We start from the raw sequence: 17,240 nt of genomic DNA on the forward strand, positions 1-17,240 counted from the left end.
TAAACCTCTATCCGGCCCTGTATTTTTTACAGGGCCTTTGTTTATTTAATTTACTTATCACTTGCTTATATACACATTAAAAGTCATTTCAAATGTAATAAGCGATAAATAATAAAATAACTTTAGATAGTATGACCTGCACCTGTAATACGCTTCCTTCAAATTTCTTGACGAGAAGACAAGTCATGAAGAAGGAATCACTTAAGAACAAGATAATAGCTTGAGTAATGATACATCTTAATGCAAAATATTTTGGAAACCTAACTGCTAGTTAACTCAAAAAGAAGTTCTACTTAATATAGGTAGAACTTCTTTTCCCTTTACTTCACAAGTACATAGTTCTCACTTATTCCCTGCTTAAAAACTTGAGAAACTCATCTTTATTTACAGGTTTACTGTAATAATAGCCTTGAATTAAATAGCATGCATTTTGTTGTAACACTGTTAATTGTTTCTTCGTTTCTACTCCTTCCGCAATCACTTTCATATTTAAAGTATGAGCGAGCGAAATAATAGTTTGTATAATTTCATCTCCATCATTCGAAGTTCCAATCCTATTCACAAATTCTCTTGGAATTTTCAAAGTATCAATTGGATATAAAGGTAGATATGCTAATGAAGAATATCCTGTACCAAAATCATCGATTGATAAATGTACACCATATGATTTTAATGCTTTTAACTTCAATAAAGTTTCTTTTTCATCTACCATGGCAATTCGCTCTGTTAATTCCAAATCAATCAAATTAGCTGGTACTCTTATTTCTTCTATGGTAGATATAATCGTTTGAACAAAATCTTTCTGTTCAAACTCTATAGCTGATAAATTTATCCCCATTTTTAGATTTGTATAACCTGCAGAATGCCATTCTTTCAGTTGTGAACACGCTTGCTGTAACGTCCATTTTCCAATTGAAATAATCTGTGATGTTTCTTCCGCGATAGGTATAAACTCAAAAGGTGAAATTAGCCCTAGCTCTGGATGTTGCCAACGTATTAATGCCTCTGCACCAATAACCTTCCCTGTCTTACTATCAACTTGTGGTTGGTACAATAAAAACAACTCATTATTTTCAATTGCATTCAGTAAATCTTGCTCTAATTGTAATCGTCTTGTTATTTTTTGAGATAATGTCTCGTCGTATATACAAACAGCATTGCTACCTTCTTCCTTTGCGCTATACATAGCAATATCAGCATGTTGTAAAAGTGTTGTGGCATTTGTTCCTCCAAACGGATACAACGCTATTCCTATACTAAGGGATAAATAAAAGCTGTGTTGATTTATTACAAATGGTTCTTCAGTTATACGAAATAGTATTTCGCACAAATCTAATAGCTGTTGCTCTGTTTTATTATGGACAATGATTGCAAACTCATCTCCCCCTATTCTTGCTATATGAATAATTGGTGGCAGACATGTCCTAAAACGGTTGGCAACTTCTTTTAAAACCTTGTCACCAATTGCATGACCCAGTGTATCATTAATGTTCTTAAAGCGGTTTAAATCTATATACAGGAGTCCAAACTTATCCTGTGTTTTTTGTACCCGCTCAATAGATCTGTCTAATTCTTGTTGGAAGAATATTCGATTTCCAATCCCCGTCACTGTATCATGAAATGCTAGATAGTTTATCTCATCCTGTTGTTGCTTCATCCTCGTTATGTCTTTTACCATTATATAACTCCCAAAAGTTTGTCCTTCTATCATGATAGGAACAATAGTAACGTACCAAAAATGTATATCCTTCTCATTATTATTTTTCACACGTAACTGTAACGAAGGTGAACTACATCGTTTCCCCATCTTTAGAGCTGCTTCCAATTCAGGTTTATCTTCATCTAAAAAAATAGAAAAGCACTCTTTTCCTATTAATGCTGCACTGTCTTTTCCTAATAACATACTTCCAGACTGGTTTATATTTAATACGGTACCATTTGAATCAATTGTTAATATAGGATCTGGATGGTACTCATATAAAGACTTAAACCTCTCTTGATTTTTCACCAAATCATTAGATTTTTTTATTAAATCTGCTGTTCTTTTAGATACTTTTTGCTCTAATTGATTATTAAACACTTTTAATGTTTCGGTTAAATCTTTGTTTTGCATTCGTACAATTGTATGACGCATCAGTACAAATACAAAGGCAATACAATTTCCCGTAATCAGTGTAGAGGACGAAGTTTGCTCCTTGAAAGTAAAACCAATTAAAATTGCAACTGCAAGATAAGGAAATATGACAAGAAGTTTCTTTCCAAATGTCGGATTAATAATAAAGTAATCTCTTCTAGAAGATGTACTCCTTGGAATAGTTGCAGCAATGGCAATAAATAATAGAAAAACTCTATACAAACACCTTAATAATATAAGTGAACGATGTGATAAATCATCTTGTAAATAGAAATATAAATAGTCCGTAATAGACAAGCCAGTTAATACTAAGATAAAAATAAATAATTTACTTTTCGCGTTAAAAATTGCTGGTCGAAAAATAAGGCTAACTCCTAGTAATAGAAGCAATAGATCTATAATTGGGAAAATAAATGAAAGAAAAACATCTCCAATAGATAAGAATAAGATATTTGCAGAAGGTTTATTAAATAGGTACCACTCTAAGGTAAAAATGGCAGTAACAACAATACATAAATCACAAATCAAATATGCTTTTTCCCATTTATTACATTCCATCATGATTTTATAAAAGAAAGCAAAGAGAAAGAAGAATAAGAAAAACAATAAAAATACATCAGAGATATTAAAATTTTGTATTGGTAATTCTATATTAAGTACTTGAAAAGCGGATATAAAATTTCCTATCAAAAAACACCCTATTGCAATAGTAATACAAACCCAAAAGACTCCTAATTTAATTTTTCTTGATACCATAGAGTAAAGTAATGAGATAAATACAGTAGTTTCAACAACTAAAGATGATAGTCTTATATTAAAATCTGATACAAAATAATGATTCGGAAAAACAAATAAAAATATAAAACAAAAGCTTAAATAAGCTAGTAGAGCTAATATCAATACATAAAATTGCACATGTGAATGTTTACGCAACGGACTCACCTTCTTAATTTTTTCTAGATTTTTATTACTGCACTGTTCGTATTCATTAAAATGAGCTTACTTATTATTCCATGTTATGACCTTTTTATAGGATTTCTTTCTACATACCACAGCCTGATTTGCTTTCTGCAGATATTTCCTCTTTTTAAACTAAGCATTCCAAAAGAATACGATGGAAAATGTTATTTTTTTAGTATTTGCTCATCGTAAATTTGAATAATACAACTTAACTGTTCTTTGAATATGAGATAGAATCTAAACTTCCATAGCAACGTAGTTATTCGCTTATTGTCACACTTAGAAAGAAGGGTAATATACTATCATTAATTTAGAAATTCGAATTAAATGACCGAACTTACTGTAACTATTATAGTTACAGTAAAGGGTGCTGTCAATTTCAAATACCTCCCCTTTTAATGGACAAAAGACGTGACACTTTGAACAAAAATAAGATGTTTATAAAAAAGATGTAATGCTATATCGACCTAACCAAAGAAATATAAATGATCTAGCCTTAAGTGAAGATGATATTGCATCTCCCAAAAAAGAATGTTACTCTAAAAATAGAATGATGAAAGGAATGATGGATGAATAATGATTAACTAATTTATATTTTAAGTTGAATTTTATAACTTCAAACTACAAAATATAGGGTTAGTCTATCCATTTTTATAATTCATTTCATACTTTATTTGTCATGATTCAAATGATTAATAAGTACTTACTTAAGTATAAGCGACAGACTAATCCTTCCGATTAAAAATTGGGGGATTTTTTTATTCCCTTTTATGTAAGTTAAAATTTATTAATCGCTAAATTTACCTAACAAATAAAGGAGCGAAAAAAAATGGCTAATTCAGATACTATTGTGACACATGTAATGCTCTATATAAGTCGTTAATATCCATCAAACTTATATAGAGGAATTTAAAAATAGATGGATGTTCCGACTTTATATGAAACGTTTCGATATATAAAGGAGGAATTATTATGTCAATGATAAAAGTTCAAGATTTAACTTTTTCATACCCAGGTAGCTTTGATAATATTTTTGAAGGTGTAAACTTTCAAATAGATACGGATTGGAAACTAGGATTTATCGGTAGAAACGGACGAGGTAAAACGACATTCTTTAATTTATTATTAGGAAATTACGAGTATAGTGGAAAAATCCTTGCTTCTGTAGAATTCAATTACTTCCCCTATCCTGTTGCAGATAAGAACAAATTTACTCATGAAATCCTTGAAGAAATTTGTCCCCAAGCAGAAGATTGGGAATTTCTACGTGAAATATCCTATTTAAATGTTGATGCCGAGGTCATATACAGACCGTTTAAAACTTTATCAAATGGAGAACAAACAAAGGTGTTGCTTGCTGCACTGTTTTTAAATGAGGGCCAATTCCTATTAATTGACGAACCAACAAACCACCTAGACACAGATGCACGAAAAATAGTCTCTGATTATCTAAGGAAGAAGAAAGGATTTATTTTAATTTCACATGACAGAATCTTTTTAGATGGATGCGTTGACCATATCTTATCTATAAATAGAGCAAATATTGAAGTTCAAAGCGGTAACTATTCTTCTTGGAAATTAAATTTCGATAGACAGCAAGAGCACGAAGAGACTACAAATGATCGTCTACAAAAAGACATAGGAAGATTAAAACAGTCTTCCAAGCGTTCAGCAAGTTGGTCTCATGATGTAGAAGCTTCAAAAAATGGAACAAGGAATTCAGGTTCTAAGTTGGATAAGGGATTTGTAGGACATAAAGCAGCCAAGATGATGAAAAGAGCAAAAAACCTAGAATCAAGGCAACAAAAAGCTATTGAAGAAAAGTCAAAATTACTAAAAAATGTGGAGAAAACTGAGTCATTAAAATTAGAAGCATTAAAGTTCAAGTCAAATGAATTCGTTACTTTGGCTGACGTGTCTGTTACGTACGATGAACAAGTCGTGAATGAGCCAATTAACTTCGTAGTTGAACAAGGTGACCGAATTGTGCTCGATGGCAAGAATGGGAGCGGGAAAAGCAGTATCCTAAAACTAATTCTAGGGTATCCGATACAGCATACAGGTTTAGTTACTTTAGGTACAGGACTCACCATCTCCTATGTCCAACAAGATACTTCTCATTTGAATGGATCCCTATCAAATTTTATTGAAGAGCACAAGATTGATGAGACATTATTTAAATCCATCCTACGAAAGATGGATTTTGACCGAATTCAATTTGAGAAAGATATATTTCATTATTCTGGTGGACAAAAGAAAAAACTGCTTATCGCTAAAAGTTTATGTGAAAAAGCCCATATGTATATATGGGATGAACCATTAAACTTTATAGATATTTATTCACGTATGCAAATTGAAGAGCTGATTCAACAATTTAATCCCACAATGATTATTGTTGAGCATGATAAGGCATTTCAACAAACCGTTGCAACGAAAACTATATCTATGTAACTCCACTCGAATCATTAATAAATCAAGCCATTAGTCTATAAAGTATTTGAATGAAGTGTCCAAAAAAGCCTAATTTCTCTACAATCCATTGAGAAATTAGGCTTTTTAACAGGAAAATTAGGATTCATAAACAATGAGTAATTTACATATTAGGCCTATCTGTTAAAGCAGAAATAATTCTGCTCACCAAATCTTCTGGCATCCATTCATAATTTGTATCATTCGATTCATTTGGTCCTAAAGAATCAATGAACTTTTTAAACTTTGGAAATAAAACAATAGAAGTGATCCAATGTATCGTATGATTTATAGAGAAGAAATGAAATACTCCTTGTTTCTCTCCCTCCTGCAATATTTCTTTTAACTGTTCAAAACTACCTACAAAATACGGTTTAATCTTTTCTAATCTTGCACTTTCCTTAATAATCTCCTCATATGCCAATGTGCCAATTTCAGGATTTTCTTTTATATGTGTAATAAAGACTGTTAAATATTCTCTTAGAGCATTAATAGGATTAAATCGATTCTTCTCAAGAAAATTAGGTAACTCATTAGCAAGACCATATTTCTTAAACACCTCATAATATAGGTTTTCTTTCCCATTAAAATAGTAAGAAGCCATAGCAACATTCACTTTCGCCTCTTTTGCAATTTCTTGTATGCTCGTACCTTCATAACCACGCTCTCCAAATTTTTTCTTAGCAGCCTTCAAAATATTTTCCATCGTCTGCTCTCGAGATTTCCCCATTTCACACACCTCAAATAATATATATTTCACTTCAAAAATCCACTAAGGACTTTGAATAGAGTATCTTTTTAATGAAGTTTAATTATATATTTAAAGTAATAACTTAACAACCGATGAAGACTTGCTTACTTTAAACTATTCGCTACACAACATACTCCTCAAAAAGAAACATCTCCTGAACATCGCCTACCCTATGTCATCATACAAAGAATTCATTTAAAAATGAAATAACAATAAACACCCTACTTAAAACAATATCTCCCTGTGTGGCATGAATAGCTTTTAAATACCTCACGCTCTTTTCTAATTGCGTATAAGAATAAAATAAATAATAAGGGCCAGAGTTTATCTATCTTTACAGATAAACTCTGGCCCTTTCATTTGCAATTCATTTACTGATTAGATTTGTTTAATCTCAATATAAGGTCCTTTGATGTTTAATTTGTTAATGTCATTCGAAATATTACCTACAGTTGTTTTTTCATTAAACGTATAGATCTTTTCACCATTCACAAAGATACCCCAATTTTTATCCTCGTAACTAATACCATAACCAGCATTGCTAGATGTCGCTTTGAGTTGGTTTCCATTCATTGAAAAAGATAATTTCCCTTTTCCTTTGTTAAGTTGGTTATTCACATTTTTGATACTACTTATTTGTTCTTCAAGGGCTTTTTGGTTATCAAGAGTAACTTGATGGTTTTTCCAGTCTAACTTATAGTTGTTTGTAAAGAACTCATTATATGTATCTTTATTATTTGTTCCCCACCATTTCGAACTTACCCATTCGATATTGTACTGATCTGATATTCTACGATTTGTTATTTTTAAATCAGATGTAGATTCTGTTTTATCTGCAGTAATAACTGCTACTACATTAGGAGAAAAACCATATCCTGTTAAAGCTGGTACTGTATCTTTTGAAACAAAATTATTCGTTCCTTCATTATAACTACGTGATTTCATAAATAGTTGATTACCATAGAAAGTATTAAATGAATCACGATTATAAATTCCCCACTCCGGATAATTAAATGATTGGAATCCTACTTTCCAATTTAATTTTTTATCTGTGTGAGTCTCTAATACCGTTTTATAGTCTACTTGATCGTAAGATACACTTTCTTTCCAAGCAAAGCTACCTGTAATACTCGCATCGGCATTTGGCCCTTTATCATTTACCCCAACTTTCACACTTCCGCCAAGTGTATACCCTACTTCAGAAGTAACCTTTGCTGAAGTCATTGTATTCACTGGGGCAGCTTTATGAAATTGAGCACTATCACCACTTGTTATTTCTGCTTCCGTATGATACGCCGATGGCCATTTTAAACCTGCGTTATAGTATCCGCCATTAATTGTATATTTCGCATCTATATTACTACCATCAGTGGTAACAATTGCAATCTTTTTATCTGCGTAAGGATCCTCAATAAAAGAAATCTTTATTGAATTTTTAATATTCTGCTTCATGTCATAAGTAGTTTTAAAACTATTATAGACTTTTCCACCATTTTGAAGATTTTCTACAGTTCCTTTAGAATCTGCAAATGCAGACGTTGCTTGTAAACCAAGTGATCCAGACATAATAACGGACGCTACCGCAACACTTTTAGCTATTCCATTTGCTTTTTTCATACAGACAGCCACTCCTTTTTAAACATTTAAAAGATATAAACGTATTATTTTTAGCTCTCAATACTAGAGATAGATTCATAACGTTACAATGTAGAAATGTATTAATCTTTATGACAATAACTATCAACACTTATTTTGCTAATTTCTATCTCTTTTTACTGATAACTATTATCAATATTATTAAAACACAGAATAACGATTTAAACAAGAATTTTAAATATGTATTTAAAATTATTGTTTAAAAAAGCGCAAAAAAATTATAGAATTCTTTATTTCGAGAATTACTATATATTCATTTACCTATTGCAACCTATATTCAGATACATTATTCCCTTTCCATTCATAATAATCTAAAATTCCCTCATAAATGGCTTCTGCTGCAATCTGTCTTCCGTTTTCTGTAGATAACTTACTGTAATCAATACCATTATCTATAAAAGCAAGTTCCGTTAACACAGCTGGCATGTCATTTTCTCTTATAACATGAAGATCTCCATGTTTAACACCTCTATCACGTGTTTGAAGTGCGTCTACTAATCGTTCTTGAATTTTTTCAGCTAAAACACGACTTTCTTCCACATGAGGATTTGTTTTTTCAGATTTAGAAGATTTATAGTAATATGTTTCTGTCCCTTTTGCATTACCGTTAAAAGCATTTGCATGAATGCTTATAAAGATATCACCCTGATTTTGCTTAGCAAACTTAACACGTTCCTGTAAAGAGCTTTTTTGATCATGTCCAGGTCTAGTATCAGATTCACGAGTTAGTAAAACTGTAAATGGAGTATGTTTTTCAAGCAATTGTTGAAGACGTAAAGAAGTGTCTAGTACAATCTTACTTTCAGGTAATCCCTTTGTGTTTTTTCCAGGATCTTCGCCGCCATGTCCGGGATCAATAATAATTGCTTTATTTTCTAAAGGATTACTTTGACTATATTGAAGCATATCTGTTTTTGCGGTTAATTGTGCAGCTTCAGCACGTGTTATAAATTTATTTGGTTGCCAACCATGATCTGTACCAACTGAAATTTTTAAATCAATTAAGATGTTTGCGAACTTTTCACCCCAATGTCCCTTTAAATCTTCAAATTTACTTTGTCCATTGTTAATGCTTTTATTTTGTAGTTTATATGCATTCACTAGCATAGTAGCCATAGCAGCACGAGTAACTTTTCCAGAAGGATTAAATATTCCATTTCCTTCACCTTTAATTATTCCTGCCTTTTCAGCTGCGGCAATATATGGAGTTCCCCAGTGGTTTTGTGAATCTTTAAAAGATGGTTTTGCATTTAAATCAATGTGTATACCAAGAGCCCTTGTCATAATGGTTGCTGCAGAAGCTCTATCTAATGTGTCATTTGAACCAAAAGTTCCATCTGGATAACCACTCAATACTTGCTTATCAACTAAATAAGTAACGGATTTGTCAGCCCATGCAGGAACATCTGGGAATTTGTGAGTATCTGCAAAAATACTAGAAGAATAAGATAGTAGACTTCCAGCGAGAATTCCTGTAGCAATTAATTTGTTCTTCAAAATTTAGCACCTCTAAAAATTTATTACAAGTTAGTAAATATATCATTTATAGTTAATCTTTAAATAATATTCCTTTGAATAAAAAAATAGATTAAGTTGGCACTAACACTATATTACAAATGAATAAGTTTAAATCGAACTATTATTCCGAAAAGAATCTCCAAACATACACTTATAGATTGAAACTATTAAATATATTCACCAACATTGTGTAACTAGTATAGTTACTTATATATACGAGTGTCAATTGAAATAACCTTACAGTTTTGTAAGGTAACAAACTTAATAATATATTAAGTAATTATTAAACAATTATCTCTGATTTTAAGCAAAGATTGATTCAAAGCACACTCCTTCTAACTTAGCATTGATGCCTCCCTCAAGTCCTAATGCACATCTTAAAAAGAGCACTTTTGAAAAGTACTCTTTTTAGCTACAAACCTAGAATTCCTACAATCTGGCGAGCCTTAGCATTATCAATATAATAATGCATCTCTAATCCTCGTCTTTCTGCACGGAGCACGGTTCCCCTTAATTTTGATAGATGCTGTGAAACAGTGGATTGCGAGAGTCCTAATATTTCTGTCAACTGTGTAACATTACATAGTTTATGGTGCATTAATTCATTTACAATTTTTAATCGAACGGGATGTGCCATTACCTTTAATACATCTACATCTTCCTCTCGGATTTTAGCTAGATCTTTATTAGATATTAATGTTGTCATTTCACATTCCCCTTTATTATTATTTTCTATTTTCCAATTATCCTTATAAGTAGTACTTATAGATATTTACCATTTGTCCTGTTGAGAAAATATATTCTCGTTCTTAAACAAAAAAAGACATCAATCCTATAAACAGTTTTTACTGTTCCAATGAATTGATGCCCTCTAATTTTTAGCCAAACTATATTTTGTTTTAAAAAAGTTATTTTATAGTAGACATTCTCTCGTTGACACAAACTAGTAGATTAGCGTTGGAAATATCAAAATGTATTGATAAGCGGTTGGAAGTAATTGTTTTTTGTTTAATAGCAAAAAACGAGCATCCTCTCAAATTAGACAAGGTGCTCGTTTTGATTTTGATCGTTAATTCTTAATTCAATTTAGTTTCTTTCCAATAAGGAAAGATTAAATCAACTTAAAACAAAGCGTTTTAAATTTAATTCTTAGATCTTACTGACACTTGGAATTGCCCCTTAGAACCATCATCATTTGAAACGTAAATTTTATATGTTCCGCTCGGTAATGGAGATAAAGCATTCTGTACATTTGTAACATTAATTTGTTGTTCACCAGGTTTTATGTAACCACCAACAATTAGCTCCATATTTGGACCTTTCACACTATATCCCATTGTATTTTGACCATTATTTTTTATAAAGAAGCTTAAATTTTCACTCCCATTATACACAAAAGAAGTTACAGCCTCTCCACTATAATCCATTGTTTGAGTTAATAATAAGTCTGCAGGAACATGTGCAACTATATGAACGGTATCATTTGTTTTGTGTATTTCTTCAGCATAAGTATTATTTCCTAACACACCAAGTGTTAATGCTGAAATTACTCCACAACTAAGCACTAGTTTATTTAACTTCATTTTAAGCTCCCCCTTGATGTTTGTAATCTATTACCATCATACATTCTTTTTCAAGTACGTTTTTATGTAATAATTCATATCTTTAAACCTATATATTTTAACTTTATATCTTAAAATAGTTACTGAAAAACTCACATTGATAAAGCTACAGTATTATGATTCATAACAAAACATGTAAATTTCAAAATTTGTTTAACGAGAATTCATACAATTAAGTACCCACGCACTCAAATAAATAGCGTTTCCATTTTAGATAAAATATACTAATGAAAAATTTCGAAATTTCCACTTTATAATTTGGTATATTCCATGTTAATATAACGAAGGCTACAAATAGAATCCACAAAATATATTTTTTCATAGAATATTCATACTTAAAATCCTATTATTTTATTAGTAACTCAATCCCAATTTTACTTATACAAAAGTCAATTTCTAGTTTCATATGTATAAATATCTAAGTAGATTTTTTATCTATTATTTTTCCTAACTTCCTTATCAATTCTAATAAAAGTAATATTATAATACTTTTTCAAGCGCTCTTCCTTTTTTAGATAGAAAGTCTATTAATAACTAAACATCTAAGTTTAACTCATACATAATCCAATATACAAACTATCGGAGATGCAAACCTATGGGAATATCTACTCTTTTATTAAATACCTTTATAATAATAATTTGTATCCTTAGCTACCACGTATTTTGGCTAGAATTTAAAGAAAAAAAAACATGTAATAATATATTGATTTCTATCCTTTCCTCCATTGCTATTATTTTTTGCATGACTTTTCCTTTTCAATTACATGCTGGATTTATTTATGATTTACGTTTTATTCCTATCATTTTAGTTTTTCTATATGGAAATACAAAAAATATTATTTTTATAGGAATTTTATATCTTTCTTATCGATTTTACTTAGGCGGAAATGGCGTTCTTCCATCATTTATTATCTTTACTATTATTTCTGTTATAACAATGCTCTTCCATTACTTATTACCTCTATATGTTAAAGAAAAAAAGATATTATTGAGCTTGCTTCTTATTTTAGTATGTACAACTTCACTTTCTATCTGCGGTATTGTAACTCAAATACATACAGGTAGTAAAATAGACTCTACTCTCATAGAATTTTTATTAAATTATATAATCATTAATATTTTCACAGTATTATTATCAGTATATTTAATAGAGGGAATGATTGAGAAATATAAAATGAAAGAAAAGCTGCAACGGGCTGAAAAATTTTATATAGCTAGCGAACTAGCAGCGTCCATTGCACACGAAATCCACAATCCACTAACTACAGTACATGGATTCACTCAATTGTTAAATGAAAAACATGCCTCTAAGTTACCTCAGGATCAGTACTTAGAAATCATGTTAATTGAAATGCAGCAAATACAATCTACTATCAATAACTATTTATCTTTAACAAAACCACAGAACATCCTAAAAGAGAAAATAGATATTAATCATATTTTAAATCAAGTGAAAGACAATATTTCACCACTAGCTCTATCATACAAAGTTGAAATAAAACAAAATAGTACAGATTCCTTTTATATAAATGGAGACCCCGAAAAATTCAGACTCTGTCTAAACAACATCATACAAAACGGAATTGAGGCCATGATAAATGGTGGAGTATTACAAATAAATATACAGAAAATAAAAGGGAATATTATAATTGATATTATTGATTCAGGGATTGGAATGTCTTCTCAGCAAATAAAGCGGATTGCTTTGCCATTCTATTCAACAACAGAAAAAGGGACTGGGCTTGGTACCATGATTGCTTATAGTGTTATTAAAGAGTTAAATGGTGATATAGAGATAGAGAGTGAATTAGGTAAGGGGACACGCTTTTCTATTAGTATCCCATGCTAATATGACGGAATTATTTGAATGATAAATTCTTTCTACTTAACTTATTAAATAAATTTCAAAAATGCCACTACTTGATTCATTAATTATCTTCATTTCTTAAATAAATTAAAAGTAACAAGGACCAGAGTATATCCGTTTTTACCGATAAACTCTAGTCCTTATTACTTTGCTCACTTCTCTATGAAATCATAATTCATCAACTATTGTATCTCATTTACTAATTAGGTCTACTTAACTTCAAGATAAAATCTCGTGATACTTGATTTCTTAATATCATTAGATACATTACTTACATTTATTTTTTCAGTTAAAGTATAATTTTTTTGATATTCATAACGATACTCAAGTATTTATCTTTATAACTGATATCATTACCTGCATTACTAAATATAAGCTAAAATTGATTTCCAATCATAAATTTCTACTTTACTTCTACCGTATAATTCCCTGTTCCCCCGCCATACTGATACACATGTAAATAATATTTTCCTGGATACGTGTAGTAACTTCCTACTAACTTATTCCCCTCTTGCTGTGCATACGTAACATAATTATTTAAATCCGCTTCTGAATAAAGAACCCAGTTTACTCCGATATTATTTTCCTTCGTTACATTAATTTGTAGGTTTTTCGCCGTTTCTATATTAATTTCAAAGTAATCGCTTGTATCGCCATTCCCTAAACTAGCACGTAAAACTTGATTTAATTGCAGTTTGTTTGCCGTCTGGAATGAGTTATTTGGCTCTTTTTCTACACTGTTATCTTCTTTCTTTTGAACCGTTACATTCGTTGTAACCGTATTCGTTAATCCTTTGTCATCTGTTACTGTTAATTTTGCCGTATATGTTCCTTCTTTTGTGTATACATGGGTCGGATTTTGTTCATTACTTACAGTACCATCACCAAATTCCCACTTATATGAAACAATTTTTCCATCTTCATCTTTTGATCCATCGCTTTTAAACGAGATTGCTTCATTTACATTTCCGCTATATGGACCGTTTATAACCGCAACTGGCGCTTTATTCACAGCACCTTCTTCCGTATTAATTCCATGGAATACAACATCATATTCAAATTGTCCTGATGCATTTACACGATAATTCACAAAGTACGCTGTTACTGTTTTATAGCCTGTCCATTCTTTCGCACTTAAACGTTTTAACGTATCATTCACGTTTTGTGTAATTGTTTTCCAATCTTCATATTCCCCTTTTGCAGTAGTACCTGTATATGTTCCTTGCAATGTAAATGTATGAAAGAACTGTGATTTATTTTTCTTAACTGATACATTGCTTAATTTTGCTTCTGCTGTAATTTCTGCCGCAATATCTGAAACTGGTTTCGGTGCGTGCGTTGCTAAATAATCATTTGATACTAATGGAACATTATATTTCTCACGGTTATCGACTAACATTTGCATATAATCTTGATACTCTTTATTTAAATTCGCATCTTTACTTAATGCAGAGCGGTATGCATCATATGCTGTCACATCATTTTTCCTAATAAGATCATGAATTTTGTCAAACATATCATATCTCTTATTGTACATGTACGATTGTAAAGCGAAGGAATAATTATAGAAATCCCACGTTCCATACTTTGCGTTTAACGTTCTCTCTGCCGTATAACGTTCTGATGGATTTGAAGATATCCCTCCTATAATACTCTTTCTCGGTACAACATTATCTGTTCTCGTTGCCCCTGCAAAAAATTCCGCGTTCCCTTCTTCAAACCAAGATAATCTCTCATTCTCATACATCTTACCTTGTCCCCAAAGCCCTGGTACTTCATATCTACCTTGTAAGTAATGCGTGAACTCGTGTCGGAACAATTCTTCTAAACTATAAATACTTTCTTCTGGCGTGCGCTCATAAGTAAAGAACGTACCTGTTCCTTCTATATAAAGGCCACCGTTATTCGTTTCATATCCGTACAATTGACGATTAAATTGATATTCAGCTGGACTATTATAAATAACCATCGTTAATACATCATCAGGATTTCCTTTTTCTAAAGGTTGGTCACTTTCAACCGTACGATGGAATTGTGCCTTCACTTCTTTTGCTGCCCAATATAGACGTTTTACTTTTTCTTCTGTCACTTTATCTCCAGCTTTTAATACAATTGCACCATCATCAAACGTATACGTTTTCGGCAAATACTTTTTCTTCCCATCTTCTCGTATTTGATCTAAATTCACAACATTTCCATTTGCATCTTTCCCGTCATAATTCGTCGCGATTTGCTCAGCAGCTACGAAATATTGCTCTCCTAAATACGGATACATTTTCATCGCGTCTGTTACAACTTGCAATCCTTTCGTTCCTGTACTATGGAACGTACCAAGTCTACCTGTATAATAAATACCATTATTAATTAACCAACCATTCTTCGCCGTCACCGTTCCAATTAAAGCAAAACGACTTAATTCATTAATATAGCTGTCAATTTTTTGGTACCATACTGTATCTTTCGGTGCTTTTCTCGTATCGTACAAATACGATTGAATGTCGTAATCCACACCTTGCATAATATCGTAAATCGCATTTCCAGCTGAAAGATTGTCTACCAATGTAGAAAAATTATCGTTATATTGTTTGAAAATCTTTGCAGCTGATGTTATCGTTTCCACATCACTCGAAGCATTTCCTATTAATTTTCCGTATGATGATACTACTCTATTTTGTTCTAACGTACCGAGTTTGAAATTCGAGTTATTCGCAATCGTTTTTAATGCAGGTAAACATTTATCATGATAGCTCCGCTCATTTAGTTTACTTAATTCTGTATGATAAAATCCTAAATAAAATCCTGATCGTAATACCTCTACTAAAGTCTCAATCCCTTTGGAATCATCTTTCGTATAAGCTTGTCCTTGCTGCTTCAATTTATCAATAATTGCCTGCATCCTACTATCATTTTGATAGAATGCAAGGCTATCCTTATTAAATTGAAATAGACCCGTAATTTGCTCCCAATCAATTGTTACAAGTAAATCTACTAACTGCTGATTGCTTAATTGATTTAATTCAGCAATTGTATAAGTTTTCGCTGCAGCTAATTGCTTACTTTCTTTTTTCACTTCAGGCGGTCTTTGCGACAAATCAGCAAATTGTAGCCTTTTCTCAAAAGACTTATTTTCAAGTACTTTTGATGAATGAGCTAATTCTTGCACTGGTAATTGCACACCAACTGGCTCCATTTTGAGCACATTCCGATAAGAAACTTGCTCTCCCTTTGTACTTTCTGCCAATGTGCTCCCTTGGAAACTCCCTAACATTAAACTAGCAAAACTTACCCCTACTAACACTTTTTTTGAATAGCCTTTCATGCTCTCCCCTACCTTACATTTTTTAGTGTACCGCACCATTATTTTACTATTCTTACTTTTTATTCTGTATTGAGAAAAAATAAGGGAACGTTCACACATGTATCCATCCCGTGCAAAATTAATACTTGACTTTATGTGAATTTTGTACCAAAAAAGATAGATAATAGCGAAATTCCTGCTACATCTATCCTCTTTTTCAACGCTATGATTTTAACTTTATAAACGTAACTTCCGGTAATGTTTGCATATGCTGAATCAACTCATTCTTTTCTTCTGACGATATATTTTTGAGCTGCATCCCTAACTTGTAAACTATTTCTGCTTCTTGCTGTAAAGCTTCCACTTCATATGAAAGTATTGAAATGCCTTTCACTTGTAGCGTTTCTACTATTTGTTGTACCGCTTCATGTTTATTTATATGTATTTGCACTGTTATGTTTTGAGGAAATAAAAATTGCACCTTAAAAATACGGCTCACAATCTCTAAACCAATTAAAACGAGAATCGTCGCTCCAATTCCTACTACATACATGCCAGCTCCAATTGCTAATCCGATTCCTGCTTTAGCCCATAAACCCGCCGCTGTCGTTAATCCTTTCACCGCCTGCTTTTGAATAATAATTGTACCTGCACCTAAAAACCCTACACCACTAACAACTTGCGCTGCAATACGGCTCGGATCAAGAGCCATATGTTCCTCATTCATAATATCTGAAAAGGCATATTTTGAAACGACCATTATTAAAGCACTTCCTACCGCTACTAGGAAATGTGTTTTTAATCCCGCCTCTTTTGATCGAATTTCCCTTTCAATACCGATTATTGCTCCTAACAAACCCGCAACACCGATTCGTATAATTAGATCAACATTTACACTCACGAGCACTTCCCCCTTTCATTCATTATAGATAGATGAAACAAAAATTATCACACACATCCATTTA

At 31.6% G+C, this 17,240-nt stretch carries 10 protein-coding genes; 2 read left to right on the plus strand and 8 right to left on the minus strand.

Going from position 1 to position 17,240, the window contains the following annotated elements; all coding sequences use genetic code 11:
* Positions 1-346 precede the first annotated feature (346 nt).
* Positions 347-3,067, minus strand: a complete 2,721-nt coding sequence (locus AC3WTI_RS08290; protein WP_142305916.1) for a sensor domain-containing protein — start codon at positions 3,065-3,067, stop codon at positions 347-349.
* Between the two features lie 999 nt (positions 3,068-4,066).
* Between AC3WTI_RS08290 and AC3WTI_RS08295 the strand changes: the two genes are divergently transcribed.
* Positions 4,067-5,545, plus strand: a complete 1,479-nt coding sequence (locus AC3WTI_RS08295; RefSeq protein WP_000061784.1) for an Lsa family ABC-F type ribosomal protection protein — start codon at positions 4,067-4,069, stop codon at positions 5,543-5,545.
* Positions 5,546-5,687: 142 nt separating this feature from the next.
* On the opposite strand, the gene hlyIIR is transcribed toward AC3WTI_RS08295, so the two are convergent.
* From hlyIIR to AC3WTI_RS08320, 5 genes are all read right to left on the minus strand, one after another.
* The gene (gene hlyIIR / locus AC3WTI_RS08300; RefSeq protein WP_097841609.1) at positions 5,688-6,293 is read right to left on the minus strand and encodes a hemolysin II regulator HlyIIR; all 606 of its coding nucleotides are present in this window, start codon (positions 6,291-6,293) and stop codon (positions 5,688-5,690) included.
* A 399-nt stretch (positions 6,294-6,692) separates the two neighbouring features.
* Positions 6,693-7,931: a hemolysin II HlyII gene (hlyII, locus tag AC3WTI_RS08305; protein ID WP_097841610.1), complete on the minus strand. Its 1,239-nt coding sequence runs from the start codon at positions 7,929-7,931 to the stop codon at positions 6,693-6,695.
* A gap of 300 nt (positions 7,932-8,231) precedes the next feature.
* Positions 8,232-9,467, minus strand: coding sequence for an N-acetylmuramoyl-L-alanine amidase (locus AC3WTI_RS08310; RefSeq protein ID WP_097841611.1), 1,236 nt, complete (start codon positions 9,465-9,467; stop codon positions 8,232-8,234).
* Between the two features lie 433 nt (positions 9,468-9,900).
* Entirely contained in the window at positions 9,901-10,194 is a 294-nt protein-coding gene (locus tag AC3WTI_RS08315; RefSeq protein ID WP_087958824.1) for an ArsR/SmtB family transcription factor, read from the minus strand.
* Positions 10,195-10,630: 436 nt separating this feature from the next.
* On the minus strand, positions 10,631-11,071 hold the full coding sequence (locus AC3WTI_RS08320) for a hypothetical protein (protein WP_097841612.1): 441 nt from the start codon (positions 11,069-11,071) through the stop codon (positions 10,631-10,633).
* 634 nt (positions 11,072-11,705) lie between these two features.
* Here AC3WTI_RS08320 and AC3WTI_RS08325 point away from each other — a divergent pair.
* A complete protein-coding gene (locus tag AC3WTI_RS08325) occupies positions 11,706-12,959 on the plus strand; it encodes an ATP-binding protein (RefSeq protein WP_097841613.1) in 1,254 nt (417 codons plus the stop codon).
* A 421-nt stretch (positions 12,960-13,380) separates the two neighbouring features.
* Here the strand turns inward: AC3WTI_RS08325 and colA are convergent, their stop codons facing one another.
* Entirely contained in the window at positions 13,381-16,296 is a 2,916-nt protein-coding gene (gene colA / locus AC3WTI_RS08330; RefSeq protein ID WP_097841614.1) for a collagenase ColA, read from the minus strand.
* 202 nt (positions 16,297-16,498) lie between these two features.
* The gene (locus AC3WTI_RS08335; RefSeq protein WP_097841615.1) at positions 16,499-17,176 is read right to left on the minus strand and encodes an MgtC/SapB family protein; all 678 of its coding nucleotides are present in this window, start codon (positions 17,174-17,176) and stop codon (positions 16,499-16,501) included.
* Between the last annotated feature and the right edge of the window lie 64 nt (positions 17,177-17,240).

It is taken from the genome of Bacillus sp. EB106-02-03-XG38 (assembly GCF_058792175.1).